This window comes from Rahnella sp. RFA10(1/100) (assembly GCF_004195115.1).
Taxonomy (GTDB): domain Bacteria; phylum Pseudomonadota; class Gammaproteobacteria; order Enterobacterales; family Enterobacteriaceae; genus Rahnella; species Rahnella perminowiae.
In genome coordinates this window covers 167,724-186,637 of the sequence record NZ_SEWR01000001.1, presented here as the reverse complement: position 1 = coordinate 186,637, position 18,914 = coordinate 167,724, and the positions used below count along the sequence as shown (strand labels likewise).

Annotated in this window: 19 protein-coding genes; 8 read left to right on the top strand and 11 right to left on the bottom strand. The window is 51.0% G+C overall.

Features of this window, described 5'->3' with window-relative positions:
• Positions 1-75: 75 nt before the first annotated feature.
• The 3 genes from dsbB (at position 76) to iraP (ending at position 2,664) form a co-directional block, all read left to right on the top strand.
• A complete protein-coding gene (gene dsbB, locus ETV65_RS00815; protein WP_015697193.1) occupies positions 76-606 on the top strand; it encodes a disulfide bond formation protein DsbB in 531 nt (176 codons plus the stop codon).
• Positions 607-1,098: 492 nt separating this feature from the next.
• Positions 1,099-2,208 (top strand): AI-2E family transporter, encoded by a 1,110-nt coding sequence (locus ETV65_RS00805; RefSeq protein WP_129951119.1) that lies wholly within the window; start codon positions 1,099-1,101, stop codon positions 2,206-2,208.
• 114 nt (positions 2,209-2,322) lie between these two features.
• On the top strand, positions 2,323-2,664 hold the full coding sequence (gene iraP, locus ETV65_RS00800) for an anti-adapter protein IraP (protein ID WP_129951118.1): 342 nt from the start codon (positions 2,323-2,325) through the stop codon (positions 2,662-2,664).
• Positions 2,665-2,743: 79 nt separating this feature from the next.
• Here the strand turns inward: iraP and ETV65_RS00795 are convergent, their stop codons facing one another.
• From ETV65_RS00795 to ETV65_RS00780, 4 genes are all read right to left on the bottom strand, one after another.
• Positions 2,744-3,193 carry a YcgN family cysteine cluster protein gene (locus tag ETV65_RS00795; RefSeq protein WP_129951117.1) on the bottom strand — a complete coding sequence of 150 codons (450 nt, stop codon included), beginning with the start codon at positions 3,191-3,193 and terminating at the stop codon, positions 2,744-2,746.
• 107 nt (positions 3,194-3,300) lie between these two features.
• The gene (locus ETV65_RS00790; protein ID WP_129951116.1) at positions 3,301-3,957 is read right to left on the bottom strand and encodes a fumarylacetoacetate hydrolase family protein; all 657 of its coding nucleotides are present in this window, start codon (positions 3,955-3,957) and stop codon (positions 3,301-3,303) included.
• Positions 3,958-3,983: 26 nt separating this feature from the next.
• Positions 3,984-5,147, bottom strand: coding sequence for a lytic murein transglycosylase (locus tag ETV65_RS00785; protein ID WP_129951115.1), 1,164 nt, complete (start codon positions 5,145-5,147; stop codon positions 3,984-3,986).
• A gap of 122 nt (positions 5,148-5,269) precedes the next feature.
• Complete coding sequence (locus ETV65_RS00780) at positions 5,270-5,542, bottom strand: YcgL domain-containing protein (protein WP_129951114.1); 273 nt, start codon at positions 5,540-5,542, stop codon at positions 5,270-5,272.
• 136 nt (positions 5,543-5,678) lie between these two features.
• Between ETV65_RS00780 and minC the strand changes: the two genes are divergently transcribed.
• The 3 genes from minC to minE are packed head-to-tail and all read left to right on the top strand — an operon-like array spanning position 5,679 to position 7,478.
• The gene (gene minC / locus ETV65_RS00775) at positions 5,679-6,368 is read left to right on the top strand and encodes a septum site-determining protein MinC (protein WP_129951113.1); all 690 of its coding nucleotides are present in this window, start codon (positions 5,679-5,681) and stop codon (positions 6,366-6,368) included.
• Between the two features lie 24 nt (positions 6,369-6,392).
• Positions 6,393-7,205, top strand: a complete 813-nt coding sequence (minD, locus tag ETV65_RS00770) for a septum site-determining protein MinD (RefSeq protein ID WP_013575324.1) — start codon at positions 6,393-6,395, stop codon at positions 7,203-7,205.
• A gap of 3 nt (positions 7,206-7,208) precedes the next feature.
• The gene (minE, locus tag ETV65_RS00765; protein WP_112290033.1) at positions 7,209-7,478 is read left to right on the top strand and encodes a cell division topological specificity factor MinE; all 270 of its coding nucleotides are present in this window, start codon (positions 7,209-7,211) and stop codon (positions 7,476-7,478) included.
• Positions 7,479-7,814: 336 nt separating this feature from the next.
• On the opposite strand, the gene rnd is transcribed toward minE, so the two are convergent.
• The 5 genes from rnd to ETV65_RS00740 all read right to left on the bottom strand — a co-directional run bounded on the left by rnd (position 7,815) and on the right by ETV65_RS00740 (position 14,559).
• The gene (gene rnd, locus ETV65_RS00760; protein WP_129951112.1) at positions 7,815-8,936 is read right to left on the bottom strand and encodes a ribonuclease D; all 1,122 of its coding nucleotides are present in this window, start codon (positions 8,934-8,936) and stop codon (positions 7,815-7,817) included.
• Positions 8,937-9,033: 97 nt separating this feature from the next.
• Positions 9,034-10,731, bottom strand: a complete 1,698-nt coding sequence (fadD, locus tag ETV65_RS00755; RefSeq protein ID WP_129951111.1) for a long-chain-fatty-acid--CoA ligase FadD — start codon at positions 10,729-10,731, stop codon at positions 9,034-9,036.
• A 320-nt stretch (positions 10,732-11,051) separates the two neighbouring features.
• Positions 11,052-11,684: a Slp family lipoprotein gene (locus ETV65_RS00750; RefSeq protein WP_129951110.1), complete on the bottom strand. Its 633-nt coding sequence runs from the start codon at positions 11,682-11,684 to the stop codon at positions 11,052-11,054.
• A gap of 62 nt (positions 11,685-11,746) precedes the next feature.
• Positions 11,747-12,448 carry a tRNA (adenosine(37)-N6)-threonylcarbamoyltransferase complex dimerization subunit type 1 TsaB gene (gene tsaB / locus ETV65_RS00745; RefSeq protein WP_129951109.1) on the bottom strand — a complete coding sequence of 234 codons (702 nt, stop codon included), beginning with the start codon at positions 12,446-12,448 and terminating at the stop codon, positions 11,747-11,749.
• A 197-nt stretch (positions 12,449-12,645) separates the two neighbouring features.
• Positions 12,646-14,559 carry an ATP-dependent DNA helicase gene (locus ETV65_RS00740; protein ID WP_129951108.1) on the bottom strand — a complete coding sequence of 638 codons (1,914 nt, stop codon included), beginning with the start codon at positions 14,557-14,559 and terminating at the stop codon, positions 12,646-12,648.
• A gap of 143 nt (positions 14,560-14,702) precedes the next feature.
• Between ETV65_RS00740 and ETV65_RS00735 the strand changes: the two genes are divergently transcribed.
• A complete protein-coding gene (locus ETV65_RS00735) occupies positions 14,703-15,047 on the top strand; it encodes a RidA family protein (protein WP_129951107.1) in 345 nt (114 codons plus the stop codon).
• A 64-nt stretch (positions 15,048-15,111) separates the two neighbouring features.
• Here ETV65_RS00735 and ETV65_RS00730 read toward each other — a convergent pair whose 3' ends face one another.
• Together ETV65_RS00730 and zwf are read right to left on the bottom strand one after the other, a co-directional pair.
• Complete coding sequence (locus tag ETV65_RS00730) at positions 15,112-15,753, bottom strand: bifunctional 4-hydroxy-2-oxoglutarate aldolase/2-dehydro-3-deoxy-phosphogluconate aldolase (protein ID WP_129951106.1); 642 nt, start codon at positions 15,751-15,753, stop codon at positions 15,112-15,114.
• 258 nt (positions 15,754-16,011) lie between these two features.
• Positions 16,012-17,487, bottom strand: a complete 1,476-nt coding sequence (gene zwf, locus ETV65_RS00725; protein ID WP_129951105.1) for a glucose-6-phosphate dehydrogenase — start codon at positions 17,485-17,487, stop codon at positions 16,012-16,014.
• Between the two features lie 408 nt (positions 17,488-17,895).
• Between zwf and ETV65_RS00720 the strand changes: the two genes are divergently transcribed.
• Positions 17,896-18,765 (top strand): MurR/RpiR family transcriptional regulator, encoded by an 870-nt coding sequence (locus tag ETV65_RS00720; protein WP_129951104.1) that lies wholly within the window; start codon positions 17,896-17,898, stop codon positions 18,763-18,765.
• Positions 18,766-18,914: the final 149 nt, after the last annotated feature.

Below are 18,914 nucleotides of genomic sequence, written 5' to 3'. Positions count from 1 at the left end.
AATCGGACAGGCTGGCAGCGGCAAGCAATTGGTTTACACTGCGTGTCAGTAGCTCACTGCAGGGAAAAATTTTCTATGTTGCAATATCTTAACCGCTGTTCACAAGGCCGCGGTGCATGGCTTCTGATGGCTCTGACTGCACTGGCACTTGAGCTGGTTGCACTGTATTTCCAACACGTGATGTTACTTAAGCCCTGTGTCATGTGTATTTATGAACGTTGTGCCCTGATGGGGATTCTGCTGGCTGGCCTCGTCGGTGCTATCGCGCCTTCTACGTGGTTGCGTTATGCCGGGATCCTTATCTGGATCTACAGCGCTTACGAAGGTATCCGCCTGTCATGGGAACACACCATGATTCAGCTGCACCCTTCTCCGTTCGCCACCTGTGATTTTGCCGCGCGTTTCCCAACATGGTTACCACTGGACAAGTGGTTCCCGTGGATGTTTATCGCCAGCGGTGATTGTGCAGAAAAACAGTGGGAATTCCTGTCACTGGGCATGCCCCAGTGGCTGGTTGTGATTTTCAGCGTGTTCATGGTAATTGCTGTTCTGGTGCTGCTGGCTCAGTTCGTCAAACCCAAACGCCGCGATTTATTTGGTCGTTAATTAAACTATCGTTGAAACAAAAAAGCGCCTATCATGGCGCTTTTTTTATGTCTGTGGAGGAGAAGATGTTATCCCTAACAGACGTGATGTATTATCTGCAGCGCCCGATCAACACGGGCTTTCTGCCTCTGTGAGTTTTATTACCATTATTGGAACGTGCAATGAAAAATCTTCCCGTCTGGGCCATTTGGGTCATTTGTGTTGGAGCCTGCGTCGCCTTCTGGATCGTCGCTGGTTTCGTGTTATACGGCCTGTTTAAATAAACTTTAAACATCAGGGAAGAAGGCAGCAGTGGCATTTAAGGGAAATGGAATGACAAGGTATTAACGCGGGGGCAATGGCGGAGTCCCATTAATCCCGACGTTGGTTTTGATCAGAGGTCACATTTTCTCCTTCCCGGCACGCTGCGCTGCATAAAAAGAAACCTACCTTTGTAAATTTCTCAATGCATTCTATGCTACGAGGGCTAAAAGATTTATCAGAGGAAAAAACATGTTCATTAAGGGATTTTCAAAAGGCTTTTTCATTGCGATTCTTCTTATCGTAACTTTGGCTTTTTTTGATGTATTAAGGCCTTACTATTCTTCCGTACTATGGGCAATTATTCTTGCTGTCATCTTCAATCCGCTAAAAAACCGGCTTAAACAGGTTGTCGGCGATCGTAACGGTATCGTCTCTCTGCTGACCGTTTTGATTATTTGTCTGATTGTCTTCACACCGCTGGCGATTATAACCTCGTCGCTGGCGCTTGAATTCAATACGGTTTACACCAAACTGCAGGGAAATCAGACACAGTTACCCGTGATCCTGGCAGATTTTATCCACCATTTACCACGGTGGGCACGACACTTCCTGTCGGATAACGATCTCGACAGCACGGCGGAGATCCAGAAAAAACTTTCTGATGCAGCACTTCAGGGCAGCCAGTATCTTGCCGGGAGTGTTTTCGTGATAGGTAAGAGCACGTTCGGCTTTGTCGTAGGTTTCGGCATCATGCTGTATATCTTGTTCTTCCTGATCAAAGATGGCGCTTATCTGGTCAATATGACTCTCGCCACGCTGCCGCTGTCACGCTATGTGAAGCATCACCTGTTTATGAAGTTTGCAGCAGTTTCGCGCGCGACAGTAAAAGGGACCGTTGTGGTGGCGATTGTACAGGGTGCGCTGGGCGGTGTTGCATTTTACATCGCCGGTCTGGACGGAAGTCTGCTTTGGGGCGCGCTGATGGCGTTCCTGTCGATCATTCCGGCAGTGGGATCGGCCATTATCTGGGTACCCGCAGCGATTTATTTCTTCGCGTCCGGCATGCTTTGGCAGGGGATCTTTATTGTGGTCTTCTTCGTTGTGGTGATTGGCATTGTGGATAACGTCTTACGCCCGTTACTGGTCGGTAAAGACACTAAAATGCCGGATTACCTTATCCTGATCACCACCCTGGGTGGCATGGAAGTGTATGGCATCAATGGCTTCGTGATTGGTCCGCTGATTGCAGCATTATTCATCGCCTGCTGGAACATTCTTTCCGGCAGAGATCATCAGAATAATACCGATGAGATTGATGAAGATTTTATCGAAGAAGGGAAAAAGCGTCCTGATGCCTGATGTTCTCAGCGGCTTCGACAATCCGCTGAGTTTTACCAAATATGATTATGAAGTTTTCATAACCTGGCGTAGAAATAAGAAGCAACAAATACTCTTTGTCTGAAGGGGCAATGAATGAAAAATATCATCTTAAGTATGGTCGCAAAGATCTCCAGGATGGAAGCTGATTCCAAGCAACTTACCGCTCAGGTTGAGGCTCAGTCCCTTTTGCTGAGTGCTGTATTTTTAACGCTTGGTAAAAATGGCGGCCCCCAGGAAACTATCGAAAGCGTCAATAAAGCCATCAATTCAGTGCTCGATTCTGCTGATGAGATGCTTAAATCAGACGCGACGATTTTGTTCGAACAATTCCAGGCGCTTATTGAACTAACCCGGCTGATTGATAAAGCCGATCCGGAGCTGGATGCTGAAGCACTGAGTGCCATGAACGGTGTCACACCCGACTCCGGGATCTAGTGTAAAAGCATCGGTAATAAAAAAGCCCCGGCCATAAATTGCCGGGGCTTTTTGCTTTCTGATGACGGACAAAATCAGCTTATTTCGCCCAGCTTGGCTTGTTCAGGATGTGATCCTGCCAGTCTTCCACGTCATCTTCACGCACAGCGATGTAGCGTACGGAAATCTGTGCCGTGTGCATGGCTGATTTTGATGCTTTGTTCAGCAGCGGATGCCACGGGAGCAACGGGCGTCCTTCACCGATCAGACGATAGGCGCAGGTTGGCGGCAGCCAGTCGAAGGTTGTCAGATTTTCGCGGGTCAGTTTGATGCAATCTTCTTCCAGCGTGAAACGACGTTCGTAGTTGCGACACTGGCACGATTTGATGTTGAGCTGATTACAGGCAACGTTGGTGAAGTAGATTTCATCGGTGTCTTCATCGATCAGCTTATGCAAGCAGCATTGTCCGCAGCCATCGCACAATGCTTCCCATTCTTCGTCGGTCATTTCAGACAGCGTTTTTTGCTGCCAAAAAGCGGGTTCAGTCATGATGTGCATCCGGTATAGAGAAAATGAGGGTGCTTATATAGACGCTTTAGCCTGCAGATGCAAGTAAAGCCGCCGGAAAAAAGCTCCGGCGGAGAGGAGAAACACCGTCAGATCACGCGTGAGTTAACCTGTTTACCATTAAGTGTAGCCACAATTTCGTCACCCGCTTTTAACGGGCCGATGCCGTGTGGCGTACCGGTCAGAATGATGTCACCCGCACGCAGCGTAAAGAAGCGGCTCATATAGGCAATCAGCGGCAGAAGCGGTGTCAGCATATCGCGGGTATTCCCGGCCTGACGGACTTCTCCGTTGATCTCTAACCGGAGTTCAGCCTGTTGTGCATCACCAAATTCGCTCACCGGAATAAATCCGCTCATCGGACAGGAACCGTCAAACCCTTTGGCTTTTTCCCAGGGTTGTCCGGCTTGTTTGAACGCCGTCTGCAAATCCCGCAGCGTCAGATCAAGCGCCAGCCCGTAACCGGCGATAGCATTGGCGACACGATCTTCCGTCGCCTGCTTCAACGGTGTGCCGATAAGCACTGCCAGCTCGATTTCATGATGTACCGAACCCAGATCCTTCGGAATGGCAATGGGCTGACGAAAATCGCATAAGGCGGTTTCCGGCTTGATAAATAGCACCGGTTCCGCCGCTTTCTTCCCGCCCATCTCTTTAATATGATCGGCATAGTTACTGCCGACACACACTACTTTGTTGACCGGGAAATCCAGTAACGCGCCATGCCAGTCTCTGTGTTGGTACATACAGCCCCTCCTTGAGGTTAGGAATTTCAGCCGCTGAACGGGTTATGCGGTGCCGGCGCTAACGGTGCAGCAGGTGCCGGAGCGGAATCGCCGGAAATCACCGGCACCTGAGCGCCCGTAATGGCATTGGCCATCATGCCGATACTCAGGGCGAAATAGGTTGAACGGTTCCAGCGCATGATCGTGCGGAAGTTATCGTAAACCAGGAATGCGCGCCCCTGCGTATCATCCGGTGTGATAATCCATGCACGGGTGGCTGTCGAGGACAGCGGGCTGCCGTCAACCTGCGTTACGCCGCGCTGCTGCCAGTAACTGGCAGGATGCATCTGGTTGTTTTTCAGCCCCGCCAGAGCGCCATCAAAGTTAGCCGGTAATTTCACTTCCTGACCCCAGCCCTGATCGCCCTTCCAACCTTCTTTTGCTAAATAATTGGCTGTAGAGGCAAAAACATCATCGGTGTTTTTCCAGATGTCTATTTTGCCATCGCCGTTACCGTCAGCACCGTAGGTCAGATAAGAACTTGGCATAAACTGCGACTGTCCCATCGCACCTGCCCAGGAACCTTTCATCATATCGCTGGTGGCGTGTCCTGAATCGACAATTTTAAGCGCAGACATAAATTCTTTCGTGAAGAACGCTTCACGACGCCCTTCGAAAGCCAGTGTGGCCAGCGCGGAGAAGACATCTTCTTTACCCTGTATTTTCCCGAAGCTGCTTTCCATAGCCCATAACGCCACAATGTACTGCGGCTGAACGCCATAGCGGTCGCTGGCGCGGGTCAGCGCAGGCAAATTACGCTGAAACTGCTCCTGTCCCTGCTTAATTTTCCACTCAGGCAGAACGCGGGTCAGATAATCGTCGAGGGTAATTTTCTTTTCGAGCTGATTGCGATCTGAATTGATCACGCGGTCAACAAAATGAATGTTGGCGAAGGTGCTGTCTATTGTCTGCTGGCTGATCCCTTGTGTGCGGGCTTGTGCTTTGAGTTGTTCGACATAAGCCGGAAATTCAGCAGGATCCCGCCCCTGTTCAGCCAGAGATGTTTTGCCTGAAGGCGCTGCCGGTGCGGCGGCAATTGGCGGGTTAGCCGTAGTGGACGGTGAGGGAGTTTGCTCTGATGTAGCTTTCTGTGCTGCACAACCGCTGAGGATGATCAGCGGTGTTAACACGGCCAGTGCCGACAATTTCATCAATTTCTTCCTTTTGACTTCTGCAAGTGATTCATCACTCTAAGCTTTGAGCACGACAACCCTGAATGCAAGTCATGCCGTCCGAAAGTTCGAGGATTGCCGTAACAAATGTCAGGAATACGTTATTTACTGGCGTCGTTAAGATGAATATTCAATAAACTTTCTGCTGGCGGCGGAACTTGCAGATAATAACCCTGTTCTTCCAGCGACTGACGCACGTTAGCAATATCCGCCGTGGCCAGTTTTTCACGGTTCGCCAGGTTTAACATCATTGAAAATTGTGGCACGCCAAAACCTTTCAGTAATTCTTCAGGTACACGGGAAAAATCGTCTTTTTTTTCGACATACAGATAAGTCTGGTCGCGTTTAGTACTTCTATAGATCACACAAAGCATTTTTTTAACTCTATTTTATTGAAACGGTGGCTTGCCTAGATATAACTGTAACTATAACATGCTTATCGTACATCGGAATATCGCCCCCCGAGTGGTATTCCGGGGATTTAGAGTTGCTGAGACTGAGTCAGGATAGATGTCACAATCGCCAATAGAACTAAAAGGCAGCAGTTTTACCTTATCGGTTGTTCATTTACATAGTTCACAACCTGAGGTTATTTATCAGGCATTACAGGAAAAAGTGGAGCAAGCGCCTGCTTTTTTGAAAAATGCCCCTGTTGTTATCAACGTTGCCTCGCTGAACGGTGAAGCAAACTGGAAAGACATTCAACAGGCTGTCGCTTCTGCAGGCTTTCGCATTGTTGGCATCAGTGGTTGCAAAGATGAAGCGCAAAAACGCGCACTTTCCCGCACCGGCTTACCGCTGCTGAGTGAAGGCCGTGCACAGCGTATCGCCTCAGAACCACCGGCTCCTGTTGTGCCCGACAATGCCCCGGCTAAAACCCGCATTGTCAGTACCCCGGTCAGATCCGGCCAACAAATTTATGCCCGTAACAGCGACCTCATCATAACCAACAGTGTCAGCGCAGGTGCGGAGCTGATTGCCGATGGCAATATCCATATCTACGGCATGATGAGAGGCAGAGCGCTGGCTGGCGCCGCAGGCGATGCAAATTGTCAGATCTTTTGCACGCAGCTAGGCGCTGAACTCGTCTCTATCGCAGGGCAATACTGGCTGAGTGATCAAATCCCGGCCGATTATCTCGGTCAGGCTGCACGCCTTAGCCTGTTAAATAATGTGTTAACCATACAACCTTTAAACTAAGCCCTTTTGACAAGGAATCCATTCATGGCACGCATCATAGTTGTTACATCGGGTAAAGGGGGCGTTGGCAAGACCACTTCAAGCGCGGCCATTGCTACCGGTTTAGCTCAAAAAGGCAAAAAGACTGTTGTTATCGATTTTGATATCGGTCTGCGTAATCTCGACCTGATTATGGGCTGTGAGCGCCGGGTGGTTTATGATTTCGTTAACGTGATCCAGGGTGATGCCACGCTGAATCAGGCGCTTATCAAAGATAAACGCACCGAAAACCTGTTCATTCTTCCGGCTTCACAAACCCGCGACAAAGACGCACTGACCCGCGAAGGCGTAGAGAAAATCCTCAACGATTTAGCCGAAATGGAATTTGACTTCGTCGTGTGTGATTCTCCGGCGGGCATCGAAACCGGCGCACTGATGGCGTTGTATTTCGCCGATGAAGCCGTGATTACTACTAACCCTGAAGTCTCGTCCGTTCGTGACTCCGACCGCATTCTGGGCATTTTGTCTTCAAAATCCCGTCGTGCGGAACAAGGCTTAGAGCCTATCAAAGAACATCTGCTTCTTACCCGTTACAACCCGGGCCGTGTCAGCCGTGGCGACATGCTGAGCATGGAAGATGTGCTGGAAATCTTGCGTATTCCTCTGATCGGCGTTATTCCGGAAGATCAGTCTGTACTGCGTGCGTCCAACCAGGGCGAGCCGGTCATTCTGGATCAGGAATCTGATGCAGGGAAAGCGTATGACGATACTGTCAGCCGTCTGCTTGGGGAAGAACGCGCATTCCGTTTCATTGAGGAAGAGAAGAAGAGTTTCCTGAAACGCCTTTTTGGGGGATAAACCATGGCATTGTTAGATTTCTTTCTGTCCCGCAAAAAATCGACAGCCAATATAGCCAAGGAACGGCTACAGATCATCGTAGCCGAACGGCGTCGAGGGGATAGTGAACCATCATATCTGCCTGAACTGAAACGAGACATTCTGGCGGTCATCTGTAAGTACATTAAGATTGACCCCGAAATGCTGCAGGTTCAGTTCGAGCAAAAAGGTGACGATATTTCCGTACTGGAACTTAACGTCACCCTGCCTGAATCAGAAGAAGCGCCTAAATGACAGCAGCTTGTTTGCAGGTGTTTTTTTCAGTATAGCGCCCCCTGTTACCGCAGGGGGCTACTGCCCTTTATCTCGATCCCTTCTGTTATTGTCTCTGCGCCGTAAATAATCACTGTATATATATCCATGTAAGAAACTCATTTCCCCTCTGTTTGTTTTTATTATTGATAAATTTGATTAAGACTCATCTTATTCAGGCTGGAATTTACTCTCTCTACACTGCCTACTACGCATTTTTTATGCTTAAGCGTTATCGGGATAATATAAAATTAAAAGAGCGGGACATATGCCCGCTCTTTTTTTAACGCTTACCCACTTTCTTTCATAAAAGAAGGATCAGTAATTACTCAAAATTTCTTTCAGTCTTTCGGCTAACAACTTCCCCCGCCAGCCACTGATTAATTCCGGTTGTGATTCTTTATCTTTTAACTTCCAGTGATAGGTCAGTAACTGATTAATCTGGCGACGTGAAGCCAGCATTTCCACGCTCAGTTTGCTTTCCTCACTGACAGTCTGAATGAGTGCTTTAATATCCTTAAACACTTTGCGGTAACCCGGCTGGTCAATCAGGTTCAGAACCGGTGCGGGGAGTTCAGTTTCCTCCAGTGCATGAGATTCTTCCACCAGCGCCAGCAACGTACGTCCGTGATAGCGAATTTCCGGACCACTCAGACCCAGCGCTTCCAGCTCCCCCAGCGACGTTGGCTGATAGCGCGCCACCTGCCAGAGGTTTTCCTCACGTACGACAAAATTAACGGCCAGATCACGCTGGCGGGCCTGGTTAAGGCGCCATGCAGCTAACAACTTCAGGCAACCCAGCTGATGCGGACGCAACTGAAAAGCGTTACTGATTTCCAGATAAGCCAGTTCCGGTTGCAGCACCTCTTTACGACGCCGGCACAGGGCAAGGCATTCATCCAGTGCAGCGTCCATCCACCCTGCTTCCCGGGTTTCGCGCATCAGTTGATCGGCCAGCGGCAGCAAATACCACACATCAGCAGCGGCATAGACGCACTGTTTTTCGCTCAGCGGACGGGCGATCCAGTCGGTGCGCGATTCACTTTTATCCAGCTCAACGCCGGTGGTTTCCGCCACCAGACGCGCAAAACCACAGGATAATGGGCGCCCGCTGAAGGCGGCGAGGATCTGCGTGTCAATCAGCGGCGAAGGCATCACCCCGAAGGCATTCAGAAACACTTCAAGGTCTTCACTGCCTGCGTGAAGGAATTTGATAACATCAGGGTTAACCAGCAAATCGATGAAAGGTTGCCAGGCGGTGATCGGCAAAGGGTCAATCAGCGTCAGACGTTCGCCATCAAATAGCTGGATGAGCCCCAGTTGCGGGTAGTAAGTGCGGGTGCGGACAAATTCGGTATCCAGCGCAATTTTACTGTGCGCTTTTGCCTGAAGACAAACTTGCTCAAGCGCGTCATTGGTGGTGATCAACTGATAATTCAAAACGTCATTCTCTTAATCATTACTGCGTTATAACGTGATAACGCCGGACAGCGCCGGCGTTATGAATCTGACTCTTTCTGACTGAACAGGCAATCTGCTATGCCGCATCCTGCTTCGGACGGGCTTTAGGTTTCACCTGCTCGTCACGAAGTTCCCTTCTGAGGATTTTACCGACATTTGACTTCGGCAACTCATCGCGGAACTCAACAATCTTCGGTACTTTGTAACCGGTTAATAACCGGCGGCAATGTGCGAGTAGCTCTTCGCTGGTCAGTGAGGCGTCTTTCTTCACCACGCAAATTTTGACGATTTCACCCGACGACTCATCCGGCACACCAATGGCGGCAACTTCGAGTACCTTGTCATGTTGTGAAACCACCTCTTCAATTTCGTTAGGGTAAACATTGAAACCGGAAACCAGAATCATGTCTTTTTTACGATCGACAATCCGTAAGAAGCCCTGCTCATCCACTGTAACGATATCGCCCGTCGATAACCAGCCATCTTTTAGCACCTCGTCGGTGGCGGCAGGGCGTTGCCAGTAACCCAGCATAACCTGTGGACCTTTGACCCACAGCTCTCCAGGCTGGCCCGGTGCAACATCCTGTCCGTTATCATCCACAAGACGGACTTCCGTGGACGGGACCGGCAGGCCGATACTGCCACTGTAATGTTTCAGATCATACGGATTGCCCGCCACCAGGGGTGAACATTCTGTCAGCCCGTAACCTTCCAGCAGATGTTTACCAGTCAGTTTTTCCCACTTCTCAGCCACTGATTTCTGAACCGACATTCCGCCGCCGACCGAAAGACGCAGCGAGGAGAAATCAAGCTCACGGAAATCTTCATTATTGAGCAACGCGTTGAACAACGTATTTACGCCGCTGATGGCGGTGAACGGATATTTACCGAGCTCTTTGACCATCCCCGCGACATCGCGCGGGTTGGTGATAAGCAGGCTTTTACCCCCCAGTTCAAGAAACAGCAGGCAATTCACCGTCAGGGCGAAAATGTGATACAGCGGGAGCGCGGTCACTACCAGCTCATGCCCCGGTTGTAACAATGGCGCATAGGCTGCTTTCGCCTGCTCCAGATTCGCCTGCATGTTACGGTGAGTCAGCATCGCCCCTTTCGCCACCCCTGTGGTTCCACCGGTATATTGCAGGAACGCCAGATCATCATTAATGATTTCAGGTTTGATGTATTGCAGACGACGCCCGCGCTGTAAGGCGGTGCGGAAGGAAATCGCGTTCGGCAAGTGGTATTTCGGCACCAGCCGTTTGATATATTTCACCACAAAGTTAACCAGGGTACCCTTCGCCGCAGAAAGCTGATCGCCCATCCGGGTGAGGATCACATGCTTAATCTGGGTTTTGTACACCACTTTTTCCAGGGTATGGGCGAAGTTGGAAACAATCACAATGGCACTGGCACCGCTGTCGTTAAGCTGATGCTCAAGTTCGCGCGGCGTATACAGCGGATTGACGTTGACCACCACCATACCGGCGCGCAATACACCAAACAGGGCAATCGGATATTGCAGCAAATTAGGCATCATCAGGGCAACGCGGTCGCCCTTTCTGAGTCCCAGTTCATTTTGTAAATAGGCGGCGAAAGCACGGCTGCGCTCTTCGAGCTTGCGGTAAGTCATCACCTCGCCCATGTTGATAAATGCCGCGTTGTCTGCGTAACGCAGTGTGGCATTTTCAAACATCTCGACCAGCGAACTGTAGCGATCTGGATCGATGTTCTCAGGAACATCTGCCGGATATCGTTTTAGCCAAACCTTTTCCAAGGTATCACTCCTGAAATCATGTTCTGTTGCCGTCTCTATTCGACGAGTTTTATCACGTCTTTAACAATATTTTAACTCAGCTTACCAGTTGCGTTTCAAACAATGTCGAGGTTGAGAGGCGGGTCACTTTTTCTGCGCCCTGACTTTGCCAAACCGTCCATGGCGAAAAATAAAAAGGCGGCAATTAAGCCGCCTTAACAACGATCTTTTCTTCATGTCATTTCTTTGGCAGCGGCACAACCCCATGTGCCGCTGCCGGTTTTACTGCCGCCGGGCGTGGTGCGCCACGAGCAGGCGGTGCGCCGTGCGGCGGAGGCGGTCTACTCGGTGACGACGTTTTCGACCCGTGCCGGTGCGGCGTTATACCAGCCTGGCCCCCAGCCGGGACCAAACCCTCGCCCCCAGGAATCATAAGGTCCACCAAAACCATAGCCCCACGGACCGATAGGTTGCGGAGGCATAACGACTTGTTGCTGTATCCGCCAGCGTTTGTAGCTGTTGACATTAACGGTGACGAAATCATAAGACGTCTGGCCGATGGTGCCTTTTTCCACACCGGTAATAGGCCCGACGACGGTCACCAGTTGATTACGGTAATCCACCGGATCCACAAAGCCGTTAATGTAGGCCATGATACGCCCGCGCGATGCCGCCCCTAAAATCGGACGAGCACCGTCATCCAGCGGAACGGTGGCGATTTCCAGACGCGTCCTGTTTTGCAGGTTGGTCACAGAGATTACTTTTCCGCCAAAACGCGACTCCTGGCCGACATACAAACCAGGCGCACCTTGTACGGCCTGTAAATTCATTTGCGGCGTAGCCGTCGTACCCCGAATCTCATCGGGTACCGTGACACAACCGGATAATACCAGCACACTGAGCGCCACGGCACTCAGCGCCATTTTCTTACCCGCAATACCTGATAACTGCTGAACAACAGACCACTTACGCATTACGATGACTCCTGTGCAAACTCTTCATTTTGACCGTCTTTTGATGCACAAGTTGCCATCGTTTATCGGCCCGGCAGCTTTTTCCACGTAACTTCATTACGCAGGTAAGTCGGTTCAGCGTCTTGCGGATTAACGCGAACACCGTTTTCCCAGAGCCGGAGCGCCAGCGGCAGCATGTCTTCCGCCTGTGGCAGTAACATTTTGCCATCAAATAATTCCACCACCGGCGATTCACCCAGTAAATCTGGGTAAGCTTCCCAGCCGGTGCCTACTGTGGCAAAACGCCCGGTTAACTCACCTGCACGCGCCAGAAGCTGTTCAGGTTTGATGACCTTTTCGGTATTCTCGCCGTGCCAGACACCTTGTACATCACGGGTAAATTCCCCCCAGTACACTTCGCCCATACGTGCATCAATGGCGGCAAGCACACGATCAGCGCCGGTCTGGCGATAAGCACCCTGTGCCATCGTTTGCAACGTTGAGACAGGTAACAAAGGCAGTTCCGCGCCAAGCGATAAGCCCTGGGCAATACCAATACCGATGCGCACGCCGGTGAAACTGCCGGGGCCACGGCCGAAAGCCAGTGCGTCGAGTTGTTTCAGGGAAAGTCCCGCTTCGGCGAGAATTTGCTGCACCAGCGGCAAAATACGCTGCGTATGTTCGCGGGCGCAGAGTTCGAAATGAGCGAGCGTTTCGCCCTGATTGTAAAGCGCAACCGAACAGGCTTCTGTCGCCGTATCAATTGCTAAAATTCGCGTGGACATGCCAGACCTCAGGCGGGGAGATTAATAAGTTATACCCTAAATACTTCGAGTTGCAGGGAGACCACAAGCTCGTGAATCCCCGGGAACTTAGATAACTAAGTGACTGGGGTGAGCGAGCGCAGTCAACGCATCTGCAACGTGAAATGTGACGGGTATAAGAGCCTTTTTCGGGGCGGCATCTTAGCATAAACAAAGGGCTAATTCTGCTCTTCGGCGTTCTGTAAAAAGCGAATCGCGTGTGTGAGATCACGGGTACGTGGTGTGGGCGGCAAACTGTTGAGGAAAACTTCGCCATAAGGGCGCATAACCAACCGGTTATCACAAATCACCATCACACCGCGGTCATCCGTATCACGGATCAAACGTCCGACGCCCTGCTTAAGGGTGATAACAGCATCCGGGAGTTGTACGTCATTAAACGGATCTCCGCCGCGCAGACGGCAATCCTCAATACGGGCTTTGAGCAACGGATCGTCAGGGGACGTGAACGGCAATTTGTCGATAATCACGCATGACAGCGTGTCCCCGCGCACGTCCACGCCTTCCCAGAAACTGCTGGTGGCAACCAGTAACGCATTACCGGCTTCGACAAATTGCGCCAGCAGCTGACCTTTACTGGTTTCACCCTGCAATAAAACCGGCAGCGTCAGGCTGGCCCTGAACTCTTCTGCCAGCTCGCGCATCATTTTATGAGACGTGCACAGGAAGAAACAGCGGCCTTTGTTGGCTTCGATAAGCGGGCGCAGCATACGTGCCAGCTGTTTTGCACCGCCCTGCACATTCGATTCGGGCAAAAAGCGCGGAACACATAACAGAGCCTGTCTGGCGTAATCAAACGGGCTCGGCAGCAACAACGTTTCTGCCTCATCCAGACCCAACCGTTCCGTAAAATGATGCAACTGGTCGTTCACCGACAACGTTGCAGAGGTGAAAATCCATGCCCCCGGTTTTTCTTTCATCATTTCGCTGAACTTGTCAGTCACCGACAACGGCGTCAGCGCCAGGACGAAATGACGTGAATTGCATTCGTACCAGTAGCTGTAACCGGGGATCGACACATCTTTCAGGCGCTTGAGACGGTTGCGGTAAAGCGTGGCGCGCTCGAAAGCGGCATCCAGCAGCGCAGAACGGCCGAGAGAGAGTTTGACCACGTCATAACAAAGTTCCAGCGCGTCATCAAGCAATAGTAAGGCGCGCTGAATGGCCGGCTGGCTAAGGACATCACGAAGATTGCCGCGAAATCCGGGCTCACCGAGCGCCAGACGGAAATCCATCGTGCTCTGGCTTAACCGGTCAGCGCTTTTCTGCAATTGCACAGAGTCACGGACCTCAGTCCGGTAAGCAATAGTGATGTCTTTCGCCATATCAAGTAGTTGGCGGCTGGTGACTTGCTGACCAAAATACTGGCTGGCAATATCTGGGATCTGATGGGCTTCGTCGAAAATCATCACGTCAGCTTCGGGGATCAGCTCGCCAAAGCCGCTCTCTTTCACCACCATGTCCGCCATAAACAGATGATGGTTTACCACCACCACATCGGCGTCCATCGCCTTACGGCGGGCTTTCACCACAAAACATTCTTTGTAAAGCGGGCAGTCACTACCCAGACAGTTATCGTTAGTACTGGTTACCAACGGCCAGACAAAGCTGTCTTCCGGCACCACGGTGCAGGTGCTGATATCACCCTCTTCCGTACTGCTCGACCAGTGACGCAGATGCGCCAGTTCACTGAGTGCCTGGCTGGCCAGATCGCCGCCGGAAAGCGATTGCTGCTCCAGCCGTTCCAGGCACAAATAGTTTGAGCGCCCTTTCAGCAGGGCCAGACGGCCTTTGAAGTTCAGCGCACTGGCAACTTTGGGCAAATCGCGGGAATACAGCTGATCTTGTAAGTTTTTCGAACCGGTGGAAATAATGACTTTTTTGCCGGAACGCAATGCGGGTGCCAGATACGCATAGGTTTTACCAGTCCCGGTTCCGGCTTCCACCACCAGCCCTTGTTTACCGCTGATGGCTTTGCTGACAGCCTGCGCCATCAGGCGCTGAGGTTCACGGGGTTTAAAACCTTCAATTTTCTGCGCCAGTGCGCCGTCTGTTGCGAAATCGTCTGTCACTGCGTCTCTCTGCCTGTACGGATCAGCAGTGATTATGCCAATCCCCCGGCCCGACTACCACCGCCATCTGTCAATCCAACGTATTCATGCTTTGTGATACCCTTAGCGGCATCATAAAAAAGTCACTAACGGGAGCTATAAACATGACCATCGAGCGTATCCGCCCTGAGCCACGGATGTCCGACATCGTTATCCATAACAACACCATTTACTACACGGCGGTACCGGAAAATCTGGACGCGGATGCAAAAGATCAGACAGCGGAAACGCTGGCGATTATTGACGCCGCGCTGGCGGAAGCAGGCTCAGACAAGAGTAAAATTCTTGATGCCACCTTGTTTCTGGTCAATAAAGATGATTTCCCGGCAATGAATGAAGCCTGGGACGCATGGGTATCGCCGGGCAATGCACCGGTGCGCTGTACGGTGCAGGCCAACCTGATGAACCCGAAGTATAAAATTGAAATTAAAATCATTGCCGCACGCTAATTGCTGATCAGCAGATATAAAAAAACCTCCCGCAGGAGGTTTTCATTCTTCGTACGTCGCAGTTTTAGATCCTAGCACCAGCAACCGCTTCTTTTGCCAGTTCAGTGATACGTGCGTAATCACCACTTTCCAGCGCATCAGCTGGCACCAGCCATGAACCACCGATACACAACACACTTTTCAGCGCCAGGTAATCACGATAGTTCTTCGGTGAAATCCCGCCGGTCGGGCAGAAACGCACCTGCGGGAACGGACCGGCAATCGCCTGCAACGCTTTCACGCCGCCATTGGCTTCAGCCGGGAAGAATTTAAATTCACGCAGACCGGCATCCAGCCCCATCATCAGTTCGGATACGGTGCAGATCCCCGGAATTAAAGGAATAGAACCGGCATTGGCTGCTTTCAGCAGAGCATCAGTCAGGCCAGGGCTAATCGCAAACTGGGCACCCGCTTCGGTCACTTCAGCCAGTTGCTCAGGATTGAGCACAGTCCCGGCGCCAATGATAGCGTCCGGTACTTCTTTGGCAATGGCGCGGATCGCATCCATTGCGCATGGGGTACGCAACGTTACTTCCAGCACACGTACGCCGCCAGCGACCAATGCTTTGGCCAGCGGAACGGCATGCTCCAGTTTGTTGATAACAATCACAGGAACAACCGGCCCTGAGGTCAGAATTTGTTCCGCGCTTGTTTTCCAGTTTTTCATCTTTTTCTCCATTTATGCCCGCAGGCACCGTTGTGATTGATGGCGCGCCCCTGCCACAGGGACCGGCAGAGACTTTCTCCGCCAGTAACCGACCACACCCGATTGGACGATACTTCTCTCCCCGTCATATCTGAAGCCGCAGCGGCTGTGCGTGTTAACCCGAATCAAGGACGCATGTCAGCTCACCGGGTCTCACTTACTTGCCGCCTTGCGGCGACTTCATTTATCTGGGGGAGCCATGACTCCCTACATTATCCGTTACTCGAATTCGTTCCAGGAACGCCCGTCGCGGGTGATCATCGCCACAGAAGCGACGGGTCCCCAGGTCCCGGACTGATACGGTTTTGGTGCTTCGCTCTCTGCCGCCCATGCGTTCATGATGGAGTCAACCCACTTCCAGGCCTCTTCCACTTCATCACGACGCACAAACAACGCCTGGATCCCGCGCATGGTTTCCAGCAGCAGACGCTCGTAAGCATCGGCAATATGCTGTTCATTAAAGGTTTCAGTAAAGCTCAGATCCAGCTTGGTCGTTTGCAGACGATGCTTGTGTTCAAGACCTGGCACTTTGTTCAGCACTTCGATCTCAATACCTTCGTCTGGTTGCAGACGAATGGTCAGTTTGTTCTGCGGCAGTTGCTGGTAAGAATCACGGAACAGGTTCAGCGCAGGATTTTTGAAATACACCACGACCTCGGAACACTTGCTCGGCAGACGTTTACCGGTACGCAGATAGAACGGCACTCCTGCCCATTGCCAGTTGTCGATATCTACGCGAATAGACACGAAGGTTTCGGTGCTGCTGGTTTTTTTCGCCCCTTCTTCTTCCAGATAACCGGGGACTTTTTTGCCCTGCACAAAGCCTGCGGTGTATTGTCCGCGCACCGTGTTTTCACGCACGTTTGACTGGTCGATACGACGCAGGGAACGCAGCACCTTGACTTTTTCATCACGAATACGGTCGGTACTCAGATCAGCCGGAGGCGACATGGCGATCATGGTCAGAATTTGCAGCAGGTGGTTCTGGATCATGTCGCGCATCTGCCCCGCGTCATCGAAGTAACCCCAGCGGCCTTCGATACCGACCTCTTCAGCGACCGTGATCTGCACATGATCGATCGTGCGGTTATCCCAGTTGCTGGCAAACAGATTGTTAGCAAAACGCAGCGCCAGAAGGTTCAGTACCGTTTCTTTACCCAGATAGTGGTCAATACGGTAAACCTGGGACTCAGCAAAGTATTCAGCCACCTGATCGTTGATGACCTGAGAAGACTCCAGAGAGTGTCCCAGTGGTTTTTCCATCACGACCCGCGCAGGCTCTTTGTTCAGTCCTGCTTCACCCAGGCCGCGGCAAATCGCACCAAAGTGACTTGGCGCAATCGCAAAGTAGTTAATGGTAGCGCGGTTTTGCTGGTCGAGCATTTTGCCCAACACTTTGAAATGCTTAACATCGTTGACATCAAGGTTACAGAAATCAAGACGGGCACTGAGTTTATCCCACAGTTCCGGATCAATTTTTTCTTTCATGAAGGTGGTCAGTGCTTCTTTAACCACTTCGGTATAGGCCGCTTTGTCCCATTCCGCACGTCCCACACCGATGATGCGGGTGTCGGGGTGAATGTGACCTGCTTTCTCTAACTGATACAGGGAAGGCAACAGCTTACGGCGCGCAAGATCGCCCTTTGCACCGAAAATTACCAGATCACACGCCTGGGCTGTCTGAGTTACCGCCATGTTCTTCTCCTCAATGCAGGAATACCTAACATATTTCTGGTTGCTGTGCGTGAGCTGCAACTCGAATTATCTCGGGTACATATTGTAATTTTATTTCAGCAACAATGTACTCTGATTGCCTGTGAGCCGTAAACCATGATCTGACAAGGGGATAACTCTGCGTAAAACCTTGTTTTTATCATAAGTATCTCAGCTGCTGTCAAAACCCACAACATTCTGTAATTTTATGACAAAACTGAACAGAATTTACCATACTGAAAGTTAGATCTCGGTCAAACTCTGACAAAAAAAGCGGTTTTTTCGTCTGACTGACGCTGCCAACGGCATTAAGCGCGTAGTATATTTTCATCAAATCACTACGATTTCCTCTTTTCAAAGAAATCGTTGAAACCTATGAGTGTCATGCTTATGAATACATTGGAAAAAATCCAGACCCACCTTGACATTCTGAGTAAGTCAGAACGCAAAGTCGCCGAAGTTATTCTGGCATCTCCGCACATTGCCATTCACTCCAGTATTGCCACTCTCGCCCGCATGGCGGACGTCAGTGAACCTACTGTAAACCGTTTTTGCCGTCGCCTCGACACAAAAGGGTTTCCAGATTTTAAATTACATCTGGCACAAAGTCTGGCAAACGGTACACCTTATGTGAACCGTAACGTGGATGAAAGCGACAGCGTCAGCGCTTACACCAGTAAAATTTTCGAATCAGCCATGGCCAGCCTCGATCAGGTGAAAAACACCCTCGATATTACAGCTATCAACCGCGCGGTCGATTTACTCACCCAGGCAAAAAAGATTTCCTTCTTCGGACTGGGTGCATCAGCCGCCGTGGCGCATGATGCCATGAACAAATTCTTCCGGTTTAACATTCCCGTGGTGTATTTCGATGACATTGTTATGCAGCGCATGAGTTGCATGAATTCCAGCGAAGGCGATGTGGTGGTGTTGATTTCCCACACGGGCCGCACTAAAAATCTGGTCGAGCTGGCGCAACTTGCCCGCGAAAATGACGCCACGGTCATTGCCATCACCTCCTTTAATACGCCACTGGCGCATGAGGCAACGCTGGCTCTGTTACTGGATGTTCCGGAAGATACCGACGTTTATATGCCGATGGTTTCGCGTATCGCACAACTGACGTTGATTGATGTGCTGGCTACCGGGTTTACGTTGCGCCGTGGGACAAAATTCAGAGATAACCTGAAGCGGGTCAAAGAAGCGTTGAAAGAATCGCGCTTTGATAAGGGGATAGTCGTCCCTAACCTGTCAGAATAAGCTCGCCCACGGGTCGGCACATCAAATCATTCACAGAACATATGAACACAGCACCATTGATTTAATAGGGAGTCTGGCGGGAAATCTACGCGCAAAGTGCGCAGGGTAAATGTCAGACATGAGGTCAGCGGGTCACACAGGTGAAACCC

Coding starts and splice junctions, on each gene's coding strand:
- dsbB (WP_015697193.1), top strand. CDS start 76: ATGTTGCAATATCTTAACCGCTGTTCACAAGGCCGCGGTGCATGGCTT.
- ETV65_RS00805 (WP_129951119.1), top strand. CDS start 1,099: ATGTTCATTAAGGGATTTTCAAAAGGCTTTTTCATTGCGATTCTTCTT.
- iraP (WP_129951118.1), top strand. CDS start 2,323: ATGAAAAATATCATCTTAAGTATGGTCGCAAAGATCTCCAGGATGGAA.
- ETV65_RS00795 (WP_129951117.1), bottom strand. CDS start 3,193: ATGACTGAACCCGCTTTTTGGCAGCAAAAAACGCTGTCTGAAATGACC.
- ETV65_RS00790 (WP_129951116.1), bottom strand. CDS start 3,957: ATGTACCAACACAGAGACTGGCATGGCGCGTTACTGGATTTCCCGGTC.
- ETV65_RS00785 (WP_129951115.1), bottom strand. CDS start 5,147: ATGAAATTGTCGGCACTGGCCGTGTTAACACCGCTGATCATCCTCAGC.
- ETV65_RS00780 (WP_129951114.1), bottom strand. CDS start 5,542: ATGCTTTGTGTGATCTATAGAAGTACTAAACGCGACCAGACTTATCTG.
- minC (WP_129951113.1), top strand. CDS start 5,679: ATGTCACAATCGCCAATAGAACTAAAAGGCAGCAGTTTTACCTTATCG.
- minD (WP_013575324.1), top strand. CDS start 6,393: ATGGCACGCATCATAGTTGTTACATCGGGTAAAGGGGGCGTTGGCAAG.
- minE (WP_112290033.1), top strand. CDS start 7,209: ATGGCATTGTTAGATTTCTTTCTGTCCCGCAAAAAATCGACAGCCAAT.
- ETV65_RS00750 (WP_129951110.1), bottom strand. CDS start 11,684: ATGCGTAAGTGGTCTGTTGTTCAGCAGTTATCAGGTATTGCGGGTAAG.
- tsaB (WP_129951109.1), bottom strand. CDS start 12,448: ATGTCCACGCGAATTTTAGCAATTGATACGGCGACAGAAGCCTGTTCG.
- ETV65_RS00735 (WP_129951107.1), top strand. CDS start 14,703: ATGACCATCGAGCGTATCCGCCCTGAGCCACGGATGTCCGACATCGTT.
- ETV65_RS00730 (WP_129951106.1), bottom strand. CDS start 15,753: ATGAAAAACTGGAAAACAAGCGCGGAACAAATTCTGACCTCAGGGCCG.
- zwf (WP_129951105.1), bottom strand. CDS start 17,487: ATGGCGGTAACTCAGACAGCCCAGGCGTGTGATCTGGTAATTTTCGGT.
- ETV65_RS00720 (WP_129951104.1), top strand. CDS start 17,896: ATGAATACATTGGAAAAAATCCAGACCCACCTTGACATTCTGAGTAAG.